This window comes from Peribacillus kribbensis DSM 17871 (assembly GCF_000430765.1).
Lineage (GTDB): Bacteria > Bacillota > Bacilli > Bacillales > DSM-1321 > Paraperibacillus > Paraperibacillus kribbensis.
The window spans coordinates 24,811-42,800 of record NZ_AUMQ01000043.1 but is presented as its reverse complement, the minus strand read 5'-3'; the positions used below and the strand labels follow the sequence as shown (position 1 = coordinate 42,800).

Sequence of the window (17,990 nt, the reverse complement as noted above, 5' to 3'; positions counted from 1 at the left end):
CAAATAGAGGGAGAAATTCCCTTTATCGACCCTGAAAAGTTAAAAACGGAAGGGTTTTTTTAAAATAAGGGGAAATCTTCCCCTTATTTTCCCCGAACTGACCTCCATTTTGGATTTAACGGTAAAACCTCCCCTTATTTTACCTTTGGTTCCTAGAGTAAGGACATTAAAAAAAGCCATCCAGCAAGCCGATTTACCCGACTTGCTGAACAGCCCCTATGTTTTAGCGGATTAAAATGTCTGGACGCAGATACGTCCTTCCTTCATGCTCTGCCTCTATATACACCCATTCACCGGTGTGGGTCAAAAATTCATTTTCCTTTTCGCCTACAAGGATCGTATCTTCAGATTTAATGCCCTGGATTGCTGGATTCCAGGCGAAGGCCTGGTTGAGCTGTACGGTTCCTTCTACTCCAGGCACAGCAAGGAATTCACGGGATGCATAACCGGTCGGTCCTCCCTGATGCAAAAAGCGCCAGTCATCTCCATGGCCCACCTCCCTGTACATATCAAATCCAAGCTGCAGCACATCCTTGATGGCAGCTCCCGGCCTCGTTGCCGTATTCATGGCGAGGTCGATTTTCACGAGCTTTTGCTTGTTTTCCTTCAGATTCTGGGGAAGCTCACCAAAGTGGACGAAGCGGGTCGCATTGGCCACAAGTCCCCATTTCTCCGCACAGATCACAATCATCGCATATTTGTCGAGCTTTTTGGCCGTTGGAATCGGATGGCGGTATTTATATACCCTGTCATCAGTAGAAACCAAAATGACCTGGGGATTGATTCCGTCCTTGACCACTTTTGCCCCAAGATGCGCAGCGATCTCATACTCTGTCCAGCCCTGTTCAATTTCACGTGTCGTGGCCTCGACTGCCTTCGCTGCCTTTTGAGAGAGCCAGCGGTAGCGCTCCTGCTCCTCCTGTGACAGCGTAAAGCGCAGACTGGCAAGCGCCATTCCGAAATCAGTGAATCCTTCAAATGGAACATCGCTGGCTGTCTTTTTCCCTTCTGCCAGTTTACGCACCACCGCATCCTGATCTTCATACCATTCCGGCGTGATGAATTCAAAGCCAAGACCCTCAAGCTCTTCATCATGGATACGGGCTGATTCCATTTTGGAGGTAATGCAGTATTTCTGGTCCAAAGTGATGAAAAGATCGGCCACTCCATTTTCTGTGGTATTGACAATATGATTCACTTTCCCGCCGGTCAGCCAGGAAAAATTGTTTCTCTTTCTGAAAAAGACTCCATCGATGCCATTTTCTTTGATAAATCCACGTACTCTATCAATCGCTGTGTCCATTACTTCTGCTCCTTTTCGGCATAGCCGTACGGATGCGCCTGATGCCAGTTCCATGCTGTCTCAATAATGGTCTTTAAATTATTGTACTGCGGCTTCCAGCCTAACACTCTCTGTGCTTTTTCAGAAGTAGCTATCAGGATGGCAGGATCGCCCGCGCGCCTTGGACTTACTGCTTCAGGGATCTCATGTCCGGTGACCTCGCGGCTGGTTTCGATGACTTGCTTTACCGAAAAGCCAGTCCCATTGCCCAGATTAAACACATCGCTCGTATTTTGCGCACGCAGATGCTCAAGCGCAAGCCAGTGGGCATTTGCCAGGTCCATCACATGGATGTAATCGCGGATGCAGGTTCCATCCTCTGTCGCATAATCATCCCCAAAAATGCCGATTTGCTCCCTTTGTCCAAGAGCGACCTGGAGAATGATCGGAATTAAATGGCTTTCAGGAGTATGATCCTCACCGATGATGCCGTCAGGATGGGCGCCTGCCGCATTGAAATATCGCAGCGACACGGACTTCAAGCCGTAGGCTCCGTCGCACCAGCGGAACATTTTTTCCATGGCAAGCTTCGTTTCCCCGTAAGGACTTGTCGGGCTTGTCGCATCGCTTTCCTGGATCGGAATCTGTTCCGGCTCGCCATATGTGGCAGCCGTCGAAGAGAACACGATCTTTTTTACATCATGCTTCAGCATGGCGGTCACAAGAGAATGGGAAGACAATAAGTTATTATCATAATACTTTAGCGGATCGGACACGCTTTCGCCCACCAGGGAGCTTGCCGCAAAGTGGATGACCGCTTCAATCTCGTGCTTTTCAAATACAGAATCCAAAAATGCAGAGTCACGCAGGTCTCCCTGATAAAAGGTACCTCCTGTGACAGCCTGTTCGTGGCCTGTTACCAAATTGTCGATGACAACGACTTTTTCGCCTTTAGCGAGCAGCTCCACAACCGTATGGCTGCCGATGTAGCCTGCTCCGCCCGTTACCAATACTGCCATGATCCTTCCCCCTTAAATAATTTCCTTTGCTCCGTCGCCGATTTCACATACATAAAAATCTGGAACAAGATTCGTTTTTTCTGTGTAATTTTTCGCTACCTGCTCTTTAAATGCTTCAATCGCTTCATCCTTCACGAGACTCACATTGCAGCCTCCGAAGCCTGCTCCTGTCATCCGTGTGCCAATGCAGCCCTCGACTTTCGAAGCTTCCTCAAATAGAGTATCAAGCTCGAAGCCTGTCACTTCATATAAATCACGAAGAGACTCGTGAGACTGCTTCATCTTACGGCCAAATTCCTCCAGATCATTTTCCTGAAGACTCTTTGTCGCAGAAAGCACACGATCATCTTCTGTTATCACATGCTCCACCCTCCGGCGGATGACGTCATTTTCGATGCTGTCTTTAACCTGCTCCCACTGCTCCAGGCTCACGTCTCCTAAATTCACAGCTTGCGGCAGCTTCTGCTGAAGGATGGAAAGACCTTCCTCGCACTCGCTGCGGCGTTCATTATATTTAGAATCCGCTAGGCCGCGTCTTTTATTGGTATTGGTGATCACAAGCTTATAGCCATCAATCTTGACCGGTACATACTCAAAATCAAGAGTATCGCATTTCAGCATCATCGCATGGCCTTCTTTTCCCATGCCCACAGCAAACTGATCCATGATGCCGCAGTTCACTCCAACGAAACGGTTTTCCGCACGCTGCCCCAGCTTCACAAGCTCAAGCATCTCAATGTCCTGCCCGGTAAGCCTGCTTAGCGCAAGACCGGTTACGAGCTCGATGCTTGCTGAGGAAGAAAGGCCGGCACCATTCGGGATATTCCCATAAAACAGGATATCGGCTCCTGTGTAGATTTCCTTTTCATCCGCTAGGAGAAGTAATTCATTGAGCACGCCCTTTGGATAATTGGCCCAGTCATCTTCTTTACGGAAGGTGATTTCCTCAGCTGTCGTAAGTGAAGCGGTTACAGGAAAATTAGCTGAAGCTAAGCGATACGTACCGTCCTTCCGCGGTGCTGCAGCTGCCCAGGTTCCAAAAGTCAGTGCTGCCGGGAACACATAGCCGCCATTATAATCTGTATGCTCCCCGATTAGATTGACACGTCCCGGTGCAAAAAAGATCCTTGCCCCTTCATCATAGCCAAAGTGCTCTTTAAACAATTTTTTCAGTTCAATCGTATTCATCATTTCAGCCTTCCTCCTTTTGTAAAATGTATAGGGTAATAGTTTCCACTTAATTAAATTAACTAATAAAGTTATGAATCAAAAGCAGCCGCCTCCCAAAGAGGCGCCCTGCCTTATTTCAAGTGAGTTTTCAGGTGCTGAATGAACCGTTGAAATGCCTGGGTTCCTTCCGGTGTCTGTTTAAAGACTCCCGCATGCTCGAGCACGGTCTGGAATGCCGCTCCAACTTCTGCCTGAATGATTCCTTCCACATTTTCAGTAGTAATATCTGCATGTTTTTTGAGGATTTCCTGTGCCCAGTCCCAATGTTTAAGCACCGACTCGTCCCAGTTCTCTTTCGGACGCTGCTCGACAAGGTAGTATGAGGTGATCTTCAGCTCCTCTGAAAGCCTTCCCGGAAGGACGGCAAGACCCATGACCTCGATCAGCCCGATGTTCTCCTTCTTAAGATGATGCAGCTCCTGATGAGGATGGAAGATGCCATGCGGATGCTCTTTGGATGTCCTGTTATTGCGCAATACTACATCCATTTCATACAGATCTCCGCGCCTCCTGGCAATCGGTGTCACCGTATTATGCGGTATTTCCCCGCTGAATGCCTGGATTCCGGCTTCTTCATCGTTGTACGTCTGCCAGCTTCTCCAGATGTATTCTGTCACCTGCTTCACTTCATCCTTGCTCCCCTGGACCCGGATTACACTCATCGGCCAATTAACCCGTGAGATCGTGACAGAAGGAAAAGCCTCCAGCACAGCCGGCTCCTCTGTTGCCGCCCGCTCTATCGCAAACTCATATCTTCCTCCCTGGAAGTGGTCATGAGTCAGAATGGAACCCCCGACAATCGGCAGATCCGCATTGGATCCGACAAAATAATGAGGAAACTGCTCAGTAAACTCGAGCAGGCGTTTAAACGTGTCACCGCTGATTTTCATCGGCACATGCTCGGCCCTGAACACAATGCAGTGCTCATTGTAATACACATACGGAGAATATTGCAGGAACCAGTTCTCTTCGTTCAGCGACAGGGGAATGATCCTGTGCGTCGCCCTGGCCGCATTCCTGAGATTCCCTCTGTATCCCTCATTTTCCCTGCACAATGCACACTTAGGATACGAGCTCTGCGGGGCACTTTTCAACATCTGAATCTCTTTCGGGTCCTTCTCCGGCTTAGACAAATTGATGGTAATATCAATTTCCCCATACGGTGTCGGCGTCTTCCATTCAAGATTCTTTGCCACCCGGTCCTTCCGGATATAATTGGAGGCAAGAGAAAGGTGATAATATCGGTCTGTCGCCTTATCCGGACTTTCCTTGTAATTCTCCCTAAATTCTTTGACAATCTCAGACGGACGCCCCATCAGGCAGTTCATGATTTCCGTATCAAAAATATCCCGTTCAGTCAGGGTATTTGTTTCAAGAAGCTTATTGGCAAATGCCCAATTCAAAATCGAATTTAAAAGCTCATGAAGTTCCCCTGAAGCCCCCTCACAATCTCTCCAATCATCCAGCCTAAGCAGCTCCATCAGACGGTTGCGGGAATATACCAGATCCTCTCTTTCCAAAAGCCCCTGCTGCACTCCATATTCAAGCAACCCCTGAACATTTTGGTATATCGTCATCTGCGTACACCTCTTCTGTTAATATTTCAAACTTAATTAAATTAATTAATTATCTTATCTCCATGATAGTGCTTTCTTTGGAAAATTACAATGAATATATTTAGATTGTTGTATTTTGATAGAAGAGCCCATTATTTTTTAGGGGTGATGGCGTTCTCTTCCGGACAGGCTTTGATCTCAGCGCTTGACCTTATCCGAATTGATCCTCCCTGCTCGATGTATAATAATGAAGAAATCAGGAAACACTAATATGTGTTTTTTAAAGGCAAAAAAACCCCGGCCAAGGGCCAGGGTTTTACGGTCGGTCTTTTGCGTTTACGCCTTTGCTTGCGCTCAGCATTTTTAGCAGCGGCTTATAATCGTGGCTTACCAGGCCTATTTTTTCTACGAATATTTCGATTGCGATGACCAGGATGGCAACGAAGAGGATGGCTCCCCATACTGTGGACATCGAGAATATTAAAGCGGCAAGTCCGAAAGATGCAGCAAGTGCATAGATGAGAAGCACGGTCTGCTTATGGCTGAATCCTACCCTTAACAGGCAGTGATGAAGATGTGATTTATCCGGTGCGGCTATCGGCTGCTTATTCACAATTCTACGGATGATCGCAAAGAATGTGTCAGAGATGGGAACGCCCAGGATAATGATTGGTACGACCAATGAAATAAAGGTTACGTTTTTGAAACCCAGCAGGGACAGTACAGAGATGATGTATCCAAGGAACAGCGCTCCTGTATCCCCCATAAACACCTTTGCCGGGAAGAAATTGAATTTCAGGAAGCCAAGGGTGCTTCCCGTTACGATCAGCGCCGTTACAGCAACGAACATGTCTCCCTTAATCAAGGCCATTCCCGAAATGGTGAGAAGGGCAAAGGAGGAGACACCGGCTGCAAGGCCGTCAAGACCATCAATCAGATTGATCGTATTGGTGATGCCGACAATCCAGAAGATAGTGATCGGTATGCTCATGATGCCAAAGTCCAGCTGGCCGTCAAACGGAAGGTTGATATATTCAACCTGAATGCCGCCCCAGTAAACGACAATTAGGGCTGCAACAATCTGGCCCGCGAGCTTGGTCCGCGCTTTTATTTCATAAATATCGTCCAGCAGGCCGACCAGTACAATGACAAAGGCGCCTGCCATGATGGCGATTTTATTGTACTCATATGGTGCATCCGGGTGGACGAAAAACAAAACAGCGATAAAGCTGATAAAGATCGCCAGTCCGCCGGCTGACGGCATGGCCGCGATGTGCACCTTGCGGCTGTTAGGCTTGTCTGTCGCCCCCACCTTATGTGCAAAACGAATGACGAACGGAGTTACAATCAGCGAAATAATCAGGGCTGCAGAGAAGACGAACAGCAATAGCAAGGCACTCACCTCTTTTCCTCAATGTATAAAATAAATACCCAATCTTCTCAATCTGTAACATATTTGCATTACATGGTCATTTATACCAATTATAATGGATTTTCTTTTCCTAACTACACATTATAAAGGTTTTCTTCATATTTCTCCATGATTATTTTACACAATGAAGCATTTTGAAGAATTACGCCCAGTTCTGTCATATACCTGTCTTTTTTGTTACAGGGATTAGTGATTTCTGACCGGTTACTATGTAGGAACAGCGCAGGTTTTAGCTTATTTTAGAAACCTTAAGATTACCTTAACCTAAACATCCGCGCATTATGTCGGATGCTATCACTTATATCGGCAGGGTACAGACAGGTTTAATGCTTTTCTTAAAATTAGACGTTCCTTATGCAAGAAAGTTACAGCTTTTATGGCCTGTTTTTAGCCACCCTGAGGAGGAAACGCGGAATGGCGAGCATCCTCTTCCATCTTGTAGGCTGGCGCAGCAGGCGGTAGAGCCATTCGGCATGCAGCCTTTTCCAGGATTCCGGAGCTCCTTTCACCTCGCCGGCGAGGATGTCAAAGCATCCGCCCACTCCCATGAAAATTCCTTTATCAAATTTATCCATATGGGCTGCGATCCATTTTTCCTGTCTTGGAGCCCCTGTAGCCACAAAGATTAAATCCGGCTTAAGCTCCGCTATCTCCCTGGCAAAGGAATCGTCTTCTAAATTAAAGAAGCCATGATGAAATCCTGCCAGCTTTAAATGAGGATAAAGCTCTTTTACTTTCCAGGCAGCCTTCTGAATCACATGCTCCTGCGCACCCAGCATGTATACGCTGAGAGATTTTCTGTCGGCGAGAGCCAGCAGATCATTCAGGATATCGAACCCTGTGATCCTTTCTTCAAGAGGCTGGCCGATCATTTTGGAGGCCACAATGATTCCGATTCCGTCCGGGACAACGAAGTCCGCAGATAATACAAGCTTTTTATAGTCCTCATCTGACACGGCGAACTCAACAATTTCCGGGTTGGCTGTAACGATGAAGCATTTTTCCTTGTGTTCTATTCTCGGCAGGAGCTCTTTTTGAATAAACTGCTCCCTGGTGCCTCCTATAAAGGGGATGTCTAATATGGTAACTCGATGTGCATCCAAATCATTTTCATCCTTTTTCCTTATTTCCTGTAAAAAAAGCCAGCCGCAGGCGGACCAGCTCAGCCGCGCATACGGCTTTCTCTTTTCGAGGGAGCAAAGACCTTCTCCACTACCCGCTGTGAAGCATTTCCGTCCTCAAGGCTGCAGAAGCGGTTATAAAACTCCTCCATAAATGGATCAGGTTCAAAGCCCCTTGCTTCGACTCCCCGAATGGCTTGGATCAGCTCTCCTGTCGTCTTCACAAGAGGACCCGGAGACTGGGATTCAAAGTCAAAATAAAACCCTCTCAGCTTGTCCCTGTAGCTGTCTATGTCATACACATAAAACAGCATTGGACGGTTCAAATTGGCAAAGTCAAAAAATACAGACGAATAATCGGTAACCAGCAGATCAGAAATCAAATAAAGCTCATTGATATCGCCATGCTTGGACAGATTATAAGCAAAGCCTTCATATGGAGAAAGATCCAGATCCTCCGCAATCAAATAGTGAAGCCTTAACAGAACGACATACTCATCGCCCAGCTCCTGCTTCATTTGGTTCAGATCCAACTGCAAATCGAACTTATAACGGCCTATAGAATAGAACTGGTCATCCCTCCAGGTAGGGGCATAAAGGATAACCTTCTTTCCGGCTGGAATTCCGATGCGGTTTTTAATCTCTTGGATCTTTTCAGGGGTATTTCCTTTATAAAGGATGTCATTTCTCGGATAGCCGGACTCAATGATTTTTTCCTGCGGAACCTGGAAGGCTCTTGAAAAAATCTCTGTGGAATACGGGTTGGGAGAGATGAGATTATCCCATTTGCTTGCTTCCGCAATAAAATTTTTCTTGTATTTATCGGTTTCGGTGCCGGGCATGTGCACTTCCTTCATATCAGCCGCGAGCTTCTTCAATGGAGTTCCATGCCAGGTCTGCAGATACACTGTATGCTCAGGCTTTGGGATCCATAAAGGCATCCTGCTGTTGGAAACCCAGACTGCCGCCCTTGGGACATTCAGCATCCACTTCAATGAAAGGCGCCGGTAATAAGGGATGCCCCGTTCATCGAATTCTTTGGAATAACGCTTATCCACACTCCAGATCATGTTATACTCTGGATGGTTTTCCTTTAGATACTCGTATATAGCCCTTGGATTACAGCTGTACTGCTTTCCAAGAAAACTCTCAAAAATGACCACGTCCTTTTTAACCGGAAGCTTCCCGGAGAACTTAAAGATCATTTTAAACACCCGTGATGCGAGTGAACCTGCTTTTCTTTTTAAGGATGCCGCTAAAGACAACTTATTATTTGTTGGTTTTTTATCTGCCGCTGTTTCCATCTGCATATCCTTCCTGCCAAAACATTTTTCCTTATAGTTATCTTAACATAAAATTAATAAAAATATCTCGCCTCTCAGGAAGAACACCACCCATGCAAACCAGCGGGTTTTGCATATATATAGCAGGTATTCAGACACCGCTCAGGGGAAGACTAGCAATAACACCCTTTTTATAGCGAAATATGTGGAGAACTGTCAGCGAAAGCATGAAATTATTGATTAAGCTTCCAGCAATTTTCTTGCTAAAACCACAAAATGAACCGGTATTTACTTGTATGTAAACTTAAAAACAAGTAAAATATCATTTATGTAAAGATTTTATGGATATATTTTTGTTTAATTATACAGGGACCGGGCTATAGGTATCTTAAAACTATAGGAACGCACCCATCCTTCCAAATGTCGCATATTGTCATGAATGGACCTGAAAAATAAATAGTAATTATTGTTGGGCAGGAGGAATTCAAATGAAAAAAGTAATTACCTACGGCACCTTTGATCTCCTTCATTGGGGTCATATCAATCTTCTCCAGCGAGCTAAGGCTTTAGGAGATTACTTGATTGTTGCCATTTCTACAGATGAATTTAATGACATTAAAAATAAAAAAGCGTACCACAGCTTTGAAAACCGCAAGAAAATCCTTGAATCCATCCGTTACGTAGATGAGGTAATCCCTGAAGAAAATTGGGAGCAGAAAAAGGATGATATCATCCGCGAAGGCGTCGATATCTTTGTTATGGGCGATGACTGGGAAGGCAAATTCGACGAATTAAAAGAGTATTGCGAAGTAGTCTATCTGCCGCGGACTGTGGGCATTTCTACTACTAAAATTAAAAAAGACCTTCTGAAGGTAAATGGCTAGAGAAGCTGCAATCAGCCTCTACCTGCTCGTATTCAGAATTCTTTTCCTGATTTTCCGCTGCTTTCCCTTACAAAAGAAAGCAGTCTTTGTTTCATCCTTCGGAGACAACTGCTTATATGTCTTACATGAAATGAAGGCGCAGAAAATCCCGTATAAAACCGTATTCCTGAATACGAAAAACTCCAGAGCAGACCTTAAAGACGATGGGAATACCATCGTCTTTAATTACGGAAGCAAGAATATCGCCCACTTTTTTGCATCCATCTACCATTTGGCGACTTCTTCTATTATTATAGTGGACAACTATTTCGCCTTTCTTTCAGCTGCCTCCTTCCGGCCCCAGGTAAAACGGGTCCAGGTCTGGCATGCAGCTGGCGCCATCAAACAATTCGGGCTCAAAGATCCCTCCATCAAAGACAGAAGCAGGAGGGCAAGAGACCGATTCAAACAAGTCTACAAAGAGTTCCAATACATCCCGGTCGGATCTGAAATCATGGCAGATATCTTCAAAGAAAGCTTCGGATCCCCGGATTCCAGCCTGATCAGAACCGGAGTGCCGCGCACTGACTTTTTCTATAATGAAATAGAAAAAACAGCTGTCATCCAGAACCTCTATCGTGAGTATCCTGAATTCCAGGGTAAAAGGGTGATCCTCTACGCACCCACCTACAGGGACAGCGACCTCACATCCAGAAAGCTGGCACTGGATGTCCGGCAGATGCACGAAGCACTCGCAGACCAAGGCTGTGTTTTACTATTAAAACTTCATCCAGCAGTGATTGCCGCAGAGCTGGATGAACAAAGCTACCCAGGATTCCTTTACAACCTGTCCGGTCACAGGGACATAAACGAGCTCCTGCTCATCACCGACCTGCTGATCTCAGATTACTCGTCCATCCCATTTGAATATTCCATTTTGGGGAAACCCATGATCTTTTACTCCTACGACCTGGAGGACTACACAAAAGAACGGGGCTTCTGGGAAGACTACCAAACATCCATGCCCGGACCGATCGTCAGCTCCACCGCTGAAATCATCGAAGTAATCAACCAGAACTCCTGGGACCTTGCAAAAATCATCGAATACAAAGAAAAATGGAATACCTATTCGCGGGGAAACTCCAGCAGGAATTTGGTTGAGTTTCTGTTTAAGGATAGGGATTGATAAGGGAGGCTGCGGCCTCCTTTTTTTGTGGGGTTTTTTTATATGGGGATTGTGCTGGGTTGGAAGTTTGGTCCGTTGTCCTCGGTTTTTGCTCAGGCTAACCCCTTTTTTGCTCCGCTGCCCCGCTTTTTTGCTCCACCCGGTTTTTTTGCTCATCGCTGAGAGGTGTTTGCTCCAGATCCACCTGGTTTTGCTCCGCCAACCCAGTTTTTTGCTCAGGCTATGGTCTTTTTTGCTCCAGTACCCCTCAATTTTGCTCCACCCAATTTTCCGCCTCAACTCTAATAGTTTTTCTCCATCTCTCCCTATCTTCACACAACCCAATCTCCAGATTCTCAATCCCAAAACCATTTCCCTTGTACTCTGCCACAACCACAAAAAAAGACACAGCCCCAAAGGACTGTGTCTCTCTCATTAATTCAAATATTCCGGTACATCAAATACGGCGGTGTAGCTTTCGAGCATGCTGTAAAGCTCGTAGAATCTGGTTGTCTGTTTGCTTGCCCAGCCTATGTCTGTCGCATATTGGTGGGTAGGGTTCCCGCTGCTTAGGGCTTCTGGATTCCATCTCATTTTATAGAGGGTATCCTGCCCTTTAAATACGTAGTTTTCAGCGACAAATTGGGCTCCACCGCGGATGGCGGCATCTACTGAGAACCAGCCCTCGTCAAAGGCTTTTTGGGCTCCGCAGTCGAGCGGGCAGCTGTCCTTGGCTCCGATGCCGTACATGTTGTAGACGATGGCATCGTATGAGCCGCTTGTGACGACAGATACTTGAGGCTTGCCGCTCACATAGATTTTCTGTCCGTTTGAATCAAGCTTGTATTTAACTTTCACACCCGTTGCAAGAACGGATTTTCCGTTGCCTGTTTCCAGTAAGGAGTGGGAGATCAGGTATACTTCATTGATGTTGTAATCAAGGCTTGCCTGCTGATATACCTGGGCTTTTCCGCTTAATACGCCTGCTTTGGCTGCTGTTAAGATTGTTGAGTTTACTTCATATGCATTGGTTCCGGCACTTCCGGAAAGCTTCAGGAACTGATAGAACGTTGGTGATGAAGCCGCTATATTATTTGGATCCATATAAGATTTTACATCTGTCGGCGGTGCGTCTTTCCAGCTGTTATAGCTGATTTTATACCAGTCTCCTCCGTTAGCTGCTTTGATTTTATCAGACAGGATGGTGACCTTTTGACCTGGCTTTATCACGCCAAAGATCCATGAACTTGTATCAGTTCCGCTTCTAACGTTCCAGTTTGATCCCGGCCCTACAATTCCGGTTGTGGTAGAGCCTGATGTAGTGACAGAAGAGAAAGCTCCTGCGTTGACATACGTGTCGTAGCTCTTATCCGTCTGCGGGCTTGCATATTTCACCTGCTTATCCACTGCCGATTGCAGTGTATACGAATAAGCAGTTGTTTGACTGACCTTCTTGATTTCCATTCTGTCCAGATTAAGGTCCAGAACGGCCTGACTGGAAGAATTGAAGTATTGCACCTCAATGGTATGAAGACCTGAAGTCAGATTGACATCTGTATTGATATTTTTCTGACCAGTTGTCCAATTATCCAGGATGGTTGCGTTATCCACAATAATTCGGATGCCATTGCCCACCTGTCCGGAAAACTTGTATTTTCCTTCTAATGGTACAGAGATGATCTTAGTGAATCTCGCTGAAAAATTCGAAACTGATACTTGAGGTGCCGGAGGGCTTGATCCCCAAGAAAAATTCAAATTTTCCGCCATATCAATAGCTGGTGTACCTGTTAAATTACTAGAAGGATAATAATAAGCTGACCAGCTGTCTGTCGCAGATACAGGCTCCATATTCAGAGTGATGCCTGCATTGGAGCCTGTGTCATAATATTCGATTTTAATATCGTGATTGCCGGCTGACATCGTAATATCAGTGCTGTAGTCTCTTACTCCATCTTTCCAGATTTCGTATTTTTTGACTCCATCCACATAAATCCGGATGCCATCATCCACTCTTCCTGAAAATCTGTATTTAGTAGTTTCAGTGACTAATAGTTTTCTTTCAAATGTCGCTGAAAAATTATCCGCCGGCATGCCCTCGATCGGTGAAGCACTCCAGGAGAAGTTTATATCGCTGTAGTACTGATTGATCGGGTCTCCCCCAAAATCAATGGTTGGATAATAAGTCGCCATCCATTTATCTGATGTGACTTCCGGCTGAATGTGCTGCTTTTTAATATCCAGATTGATAGCAGCCTTTCCGCCGCGTCCATAATACTCGACCCTGATAGTATGAGTTCCAGCAGTCAGAGCAATATCCGCCGTAAAGTTTCTTACTCCGTCTTTCCAGTATTCATATTTCTTTACTCCATCCACGTAGATTCTGATACCATCATCCACTCTTCCTGAGAAGGTATACGTATCTGTTGTAGCGGCTATCCATTTTCTTTCAAAGCTTGCTGAAAAATTATCAGATGGAATCCCGGCAATCGGGGAAACAGCCCAAGAAAGATTCAAATCATTATAATACTGATTGACTGGAGTTCCAGTAAGGTTGTCAGTCGGGTAATACGTCGCAAGCCATTTGTCAGATGGGATGGCCGGCTGCACGTGCGGTGGCGCGATATTCATATTAATCGCTGCTTTTCCTCCGCGGTCGTAATACTCCACCTTAATGGTATGAGTTCCGGCTGAAAGGTAAATATTTGATGTAAAGTTTCTTACTCCGTCCTTCCAGTACTCATACTTTTTCACTCCATCCACATAGATCCGGATACCATCGTCCACTCGTCCGGAGAATGTATAAGTTCCCGCTGTAGATGAGGTATATTTCCGTTCAAACTTGGCAGAAAAGTTGGCGGCTGGGATTCCGGCAACCGGCACGGCAGCCCATGCCAGATTCAGGTCCGCATAATAATGATTGACCGGTGCACCTGCCAGATGGTCTGTCGGATAATACGTCGCAAGCCACTTATCTGACGGGATGGCCGGCTGCACATGCGGCGGTGTGATGTCGAGATTAATCGCTGCTTTTCCTCCGCGGTTATAATACTCGACCTTGATCGTATGAGTTCCGGCTGAAAGATTAATGTTCGATGTAAAGTTTCTTACGCCGTCCTTCCACAGCTCATACTTTTTCGCTCCATCCACATAGATCCGGATGCCATCATCCACTCGTCCGGAGAACGTATAAATCCCCGCTTTGGATGCCGTATATTTCCGTTCAAATTTGGCGGAAAAATTATTGGCTGGAATTCCGGCAATCGGCGATGCGGCCCATGCCTCATTCAACTCACTATAATAAGTGTTAACCGGGGATCCTGTGAGATGATCCGTTGGATAGAAGGTAGCGAGCCACTTGTCTGTCGGGATGGCCGGCTGTACGTGCGGCGGTGTGATCGCAAGGTTGATTGCTGCTCTCCCTACGCGGTCATAGTACTCCAGCTTAATCGTATGAGTACCGGCTGAAAGGGAAATGTTCGCTGAATAATCTCTTACTCCGTCTTTCCACAGCTCATACTTCTTTACTCCATCCACATAAATCCGGATACCGTCGTCCACTCTTCCGGAGAACGTATAGATTCCTGTTGATGAAGCCGCATATTTCCGTTCAAAAGTTGCAGAGAAATTATCGGTTGGAATTCCGGCAATCGGCGATGCGGCCCATGCCTCATTCAACTCACTATAATAAGTGTTAACCGGAGATCCTGTGAGATGGTCCGTCGGATAGAAGGTAGCTAGCCACTTATCTGTCGGGGTAGCCGGCTGTACGTGCGGCGGTGTGATCGCGAGGTTGATCGCTGCTTTTCCTCCGCGGTCATAATAATCCACTCTGATGGTGTGAGTTCCGGCTGTAAGGGAAATATTGGCCGAATAATCTCGTACACCATCCTTCCAGTACTCGTACTTTTTCACTCCATCCACATAAATGCGGATGCCGTCGTCCACTCTTCCCGAGAAGGTATAGCTGCCAGACTGTGAAACTGTTAATTTCTTTTCAAACTTCGCTGAAAAATTATCTTTTGGGATTTTGGAATTTGGTGCTTCCATTCCCCAGTTGAAATTAAGCACGCTCACTGCAGATGCCGCAACAGGTGTCCCTGTCAGGTGATCCGTGGGATAGTAAGTGACGCTCCATGACGTTTCACTCGCGCTGGCATTAGTTCCATGAAGGAAAAACGAAAAAACAAAGGCCAATGACAAAGTATAAACCGAGGCAAATAGAAGTTTTAATTTAATAGTAAACAATCCTCTCCCTATTTATTACTAACATACCATCCTCTAATAGTATGCTAAAAAGTTACAAAAAAGTTAATAGATTGTTGAAAAAGAGGACATATTGCCTGATTTTGTCCAATCTAAAATAAGGGATTTTCCATATCCGACTGTAATATCGGTCAAATGACGAATTTTTCCCCTTTTTTTCGCCTTTTGTAACACAAATGTAATATTGTAAAAATGAAAGATTATGTAGAATGATGTAAAAGAGGAAATTATTTCGGGGGTGGATTCATTGAAGAAAACGATTGCTGCACTGACTGCTTCCATTTTAATAACCGGCAGTTTTATCCCATCGGCCTTCGCCAGCACATATTCAGTAAAAAAGGGCGATACAATCAGTAAAATTGCACAGAACCATGCTACGACTACAGCGAAAATAAAAGATTTGAATAAATTAAAAAGCGATTCTCTTAAAATTGGGCAGCTCCTGCAGGTTCCTGATAAAGCTCCTGCTTCAGAAGCCAAAGCCCCGCTTACATATGTCATCGTCAAGGGGGACACCCTCGACAAAGTCTCCAAAAAATTCAAAATATCATCGACAGATCTTAGAAAATGGAACAGCCTCAATAATGATACAATCAAGCTCGGGCAGAAATTGATTGTTTCACAGCCGGCAGCTGCTCCCCCGGTGAAACCGGCACCCGTTCATCAGGCACCTGCCAAAACACTGGCCTATACAGTAAAAGCAGGCGACAGCCTGTGGAAAATTTCTGCTGCCTTTAAGGTGACAGTAGCCGACCTGACTGCCGCCAACAAGCTGACAAAGGAAAGCATCAGCACGGGACAGGTGCTGGCCATTCCGCAGGCTAACAGTACTGGGGCCGCTGCACCTGCACCGAAACCGGCTGTTCAGGATCCAGCTGTAAATGTGAATGCCCTCCTTAATAAAGCAAAAAAGTATATAGGAGTTCCTTATGTATACGGAGGCACCACTCCAAGCGGTTTTGACTGCAGCGGATTTGTCTACTATGTCTATAATCAGGCAGGATACAAGATTCAAAGACAGTCTTCCGCAAGCTATTTTTCCACTGGTAAGCCTGTGTCGGTCCCGGCGCCTGGCGACCTGGTGTTCTTTTCTGGCACCACCGGGGGTAAAGAAATCTCCCACATGGGCATTTACATGGGAGATGGCCAGTTTATCCACGCCAACTCGGATAAAGGCATTGAAATTACTTCTGTGAACGTTTCTTATTATAAAAATAGACTTTTAGGATATAAGCGATTATTCTGATGAATACAGGCAGATAATCGATGATGCGATGCTGCCTTTTTTGGTGTGCGGGGAGTGCTTCCAAATAGAAACAATAGAAGAATTTTTTGAATATTCTTTAGAAAGATACTTTGTATCTAAAGTTATATAATTCGTTATGCCTGAAGCTGACATTCAGTTATTTCGTTTTAGATTTCAATGTGGTAATGGAGGATAAGACAGATGGAAAACCAGTCATTTGGGGTTATAAAAAAGCTGGCTGGGCTCTAAAGGTTCTGGATAAGATTAGTAATGATTCTGTTGAGCACGAGCCGGACGGATCAGCAGTAACCGCAAAAGCCATACTAGAGGCAAGTGACCAAACCTATTACCCAGCATTCCTCACCCTGGACTTAACCAACCATGGCCAAATAGCCGGTGCTTATTTCATTTCAGAAAAAGAAGACCAATTCGAACTTCTTCCCTTTGAAGTAGCAAAGGAATTCATAAAAAAGGACGAATCCGAGCTTTTGCCCTTCCGATACCGCACACTCGAGCAAATCGAAGGCGATGAACTTCAAATCAATTGGCCGGATTTCACCTGAGAAACAGGGCTGTCCAGAAAGTCAGGTAAACGGCTTTCTGGGCAGTCCCTTTTTTTCTGTTACATGCTGAAAAGTGTTTATTTATCAGGGATTACTCGAGGAACCAAAAGTAAAATAAGGGGAGTTTTTTCCGTTAAATCCAGAAAGGAGCTTGATTTAGCGGATATAAGGGGAAGCTTTACCGTTATGGAAGTAAAATCCAACAAATTTTGCGTTTTTGGAATCAATAGCGGGAATTTCTCCCTTTATTGGCGCTGTTTTTACTCAACCTGACGAATTAAGCGGAATTTTTCCCTCTATTATATTGCCGGATTAAGAAATGAGCCCAATAAAACAAAGCAGGTGGAGATAGTTTCTCCACCTGCTTTTGTTTTAAATTGCTTATATTATATATTAAGGCTTCTGCCCCGGGAAATAGGGACAGTCCCCCTGCTTAGATGATTTTCTGCCAGCCATCGGAAGTGAGGGCAAGGAAGCGTGCTTCGTCTTTGTTGTCGAGTGCTTTGTCGATTTCAACGGTGCGTCTGTTTTCCAGGAATTCGCGCTGTACTTTTGCTATGATGCGGTTGGCTCCTTGTGTGTATTCGGTATATTTTTGTGAGAGGATTTTGTTGGTTGTCACCACTTCTTTATCAAGTAAATAATCCGAAAGCTGCTTTCCGTATAAATCATTGTCTTTGTTAAATTTATATTCACGTTTCATTCTGTATCCCTGCCTTCCGTTATTGGTATTTCTATTTACTTACCCCGTTTTCACAGAAAATAACAAATTAAATAGAAGCAATCCCAAAAATCAGGAATTTCCTATTTCATTGGAATCCTCATCTCTAAATCCCAAAAATTTTATCGTCACCCAAAACGAGGAAAAGAGAATTTTGCCAGATTGTAAGTCTATTTTCCTCTTTATCGATTCATAGACACACAACACCTGAAAGATTTCTAATTTTACGGTACAATAAGTCTTTCA

General features: G+C 45.3%; 12 protein-coding genes and 1 pseudogene. 4 read left to right on the top strand and 9 right to left on the bottom strand.

The features are described from left to right. Window positions 1–223: 223 nt before the first annotated feature. The 7 genes and pseudogenes from H539_RS0109780 to H539_RS28240 all read right to left on the bottom strand — a co-directional run. On the bottom strand, window positions 224–1,303 hold the full coding sequence (locus H539_RS0109780) for a M24 family metallopeptidase (protein ID WP_026693375.1): 1,080 nt from the start codon (window positions 1,301–1,303) through the stop codon (window positions 224–226). Further along, the gene (gene galE, locus H539_RS0109775; RefSeq protein ID WP_026693374.1) at window positions 1,303–2,301 is read right to left on the bottom strand and encodes a UDP-glucose 4-epimerase GalE; all 999 of its coding nucleotides are present in this window, start codon (window positions 2,299–2,301) and stop codon (window positions 1,303–1,305) included. Before galE ends, H539_RS0109780 begins: the two co-directional genes overlap by 1 nt. Window positions 2,302–2,313: 12 nt before the next feature. Then, window positions 2,314–3,492, bottom strand: coding sequence for a galactokinase (locus tag H539_RS0109770; RefSeq protein ID WP_342664007.1), 1,179 nt, complete (start codon window positions 3,490–3,492; stop codon window positions 2,314–2,316). Window positions 3,493–3,602: 110 nt separating this feature from the next. Then, window positions 3,603–5,108: a UDP-glucose--hexose-1-phosphate uridylyltransferase gene (gene galT / locus H539_RS0109765; protein WP_026693372.1), complete on the bottom strand. Its 1,506-nt coding sequence runs from the start codon at window positions 5,106–5,108 to the stop codon at window positions 3,603–3,605. Window positions 5,109–5,403: 295 nt separating this feature from the next. Continuing rightward, the gene (locus H539_RS28245; protein WP_245602153.1) at window positions 5,404–6,489 is read right to left on the bottom strand and encodes a glycosyltransferase family 4 protein; all 1,086 of its coding nucleotides are present in this window, start codon (window positions 6,487–6,489) and stop codon (window positions 5,404–5,406) included. Between the two features lie 404 nt (window positions 6,490–6,893). Further along, window positions 6,894–7,622, bottom strand: coding sequence for a WecB/TagA/CpsF family glycosyltransferase (locus tag H539_RS0109755; RefSeq protein ID WP_026693371.1), 729 nt, complete (start codon window positions 7,620–7,622; stop codon window positions 6,894–6,896). A gap of 59 nt (window positions 7,623–7,681) precedes the next feature. After that, window positions 7,682–8,926, bottom strand: a pseudogene (locus H539_RS28240) (CDP-glycerol glycerophosphotransferase family protein); the annotation flags it as partial. A 485-nt stretch (window positions 8,927–9,411) separates the two neighbouring features. On the opposite strand from H539_RS28240, the gene tagD reads away from it, so the two are divergent. Both tagD and H539_RS0109740 read left to right on the top strand, forming a co-directional pair. Continuing rightward, entirely contained in the window at window positions 9,412–9,807 is a 396-nt protein-coding gene (gene tagD, locus H539_RS0109745) for a glycerol-3-phosphate cytidylyltransferase (RefSeq protein WP_026693370.1), read from the top strand. Continuing rightward, entirely contained in the window at window positions 9,800–10,972 is a 1,173-nt protein-coding gene (locus H539_RS0109740; RefSeq protein ID WP_026693369.1) for a CDP-glycerol glycerophosphotransferase family protein, read from the top strand. Before tagD ends, H539_RS0109740 begins: the two co-directional genes overlap by 8 nt. A 414-nt stretch (window positions 10,973–11,386) precedes the next feature. On the opposite strand, the gene H539_RS30130 is transcribed toward H539_RS0109740, so the two are convergent. Continuing rightward, the gene (locus tag H539_RS30130) at window positions 11,387–15,196 is read right to left on the bottom strand and encodes a PA14 domain-containing protein (protein WP_051348529.1); all 3,810 of its coding nucleotides are present in this window, start codon (window positions 15,194–15,196) and stop codon (window positions 11,387–11,389) included. A 265-nt stretch (window positions 15,197–15,461) separates the two neighbouring features. Between H539_RS30130 and H539_RS0109720 the strand changes: the two genes are divergently transcribed. Both H539_RS0109720 and H539_RS0109715 read left to right on the top strand, forming a co-directional pair. After that, a complete protein-coding gene (locus H539_RS0109720) occupies window positions 15,462–16,460 on the top strand; it encodes a C40 family peptidase (protein WP_026693368.1) in 999 nt (332 codons plus the stop codon). A gap of 110 nt (window positions 16,461–16,570) precedes the next feature. Further along, window positions 16,571–17,023 (top strand): hypothetical protein, encoded by a 453-nt coding sequence (locus H539_RS0109715; protein WP_425414704.1) that lies wholly within the window; start codon window positions 16,571–16,573, stop codon window positions 17,021–17,023. 433 nt (window positions 17,024–17,456) lie between these two features. Here H539_RS0109715 and H539_RS0109710 read toward each other — a convergent pair whose 3' ends face one another. After that, window positions 17,457–17,726, bottom strand: a complete 270-nt coding sequence (locus tag H539_RS0109710) for an IDEAL domain-containing protein (protein ID WP_026693366.1) — start codon at window positions 17,724–17,726, stop codon at window positions 17,457–17,459. Between the last annotated feature and the right edge of the window lie 264 nt (window positions 17,727–17,990).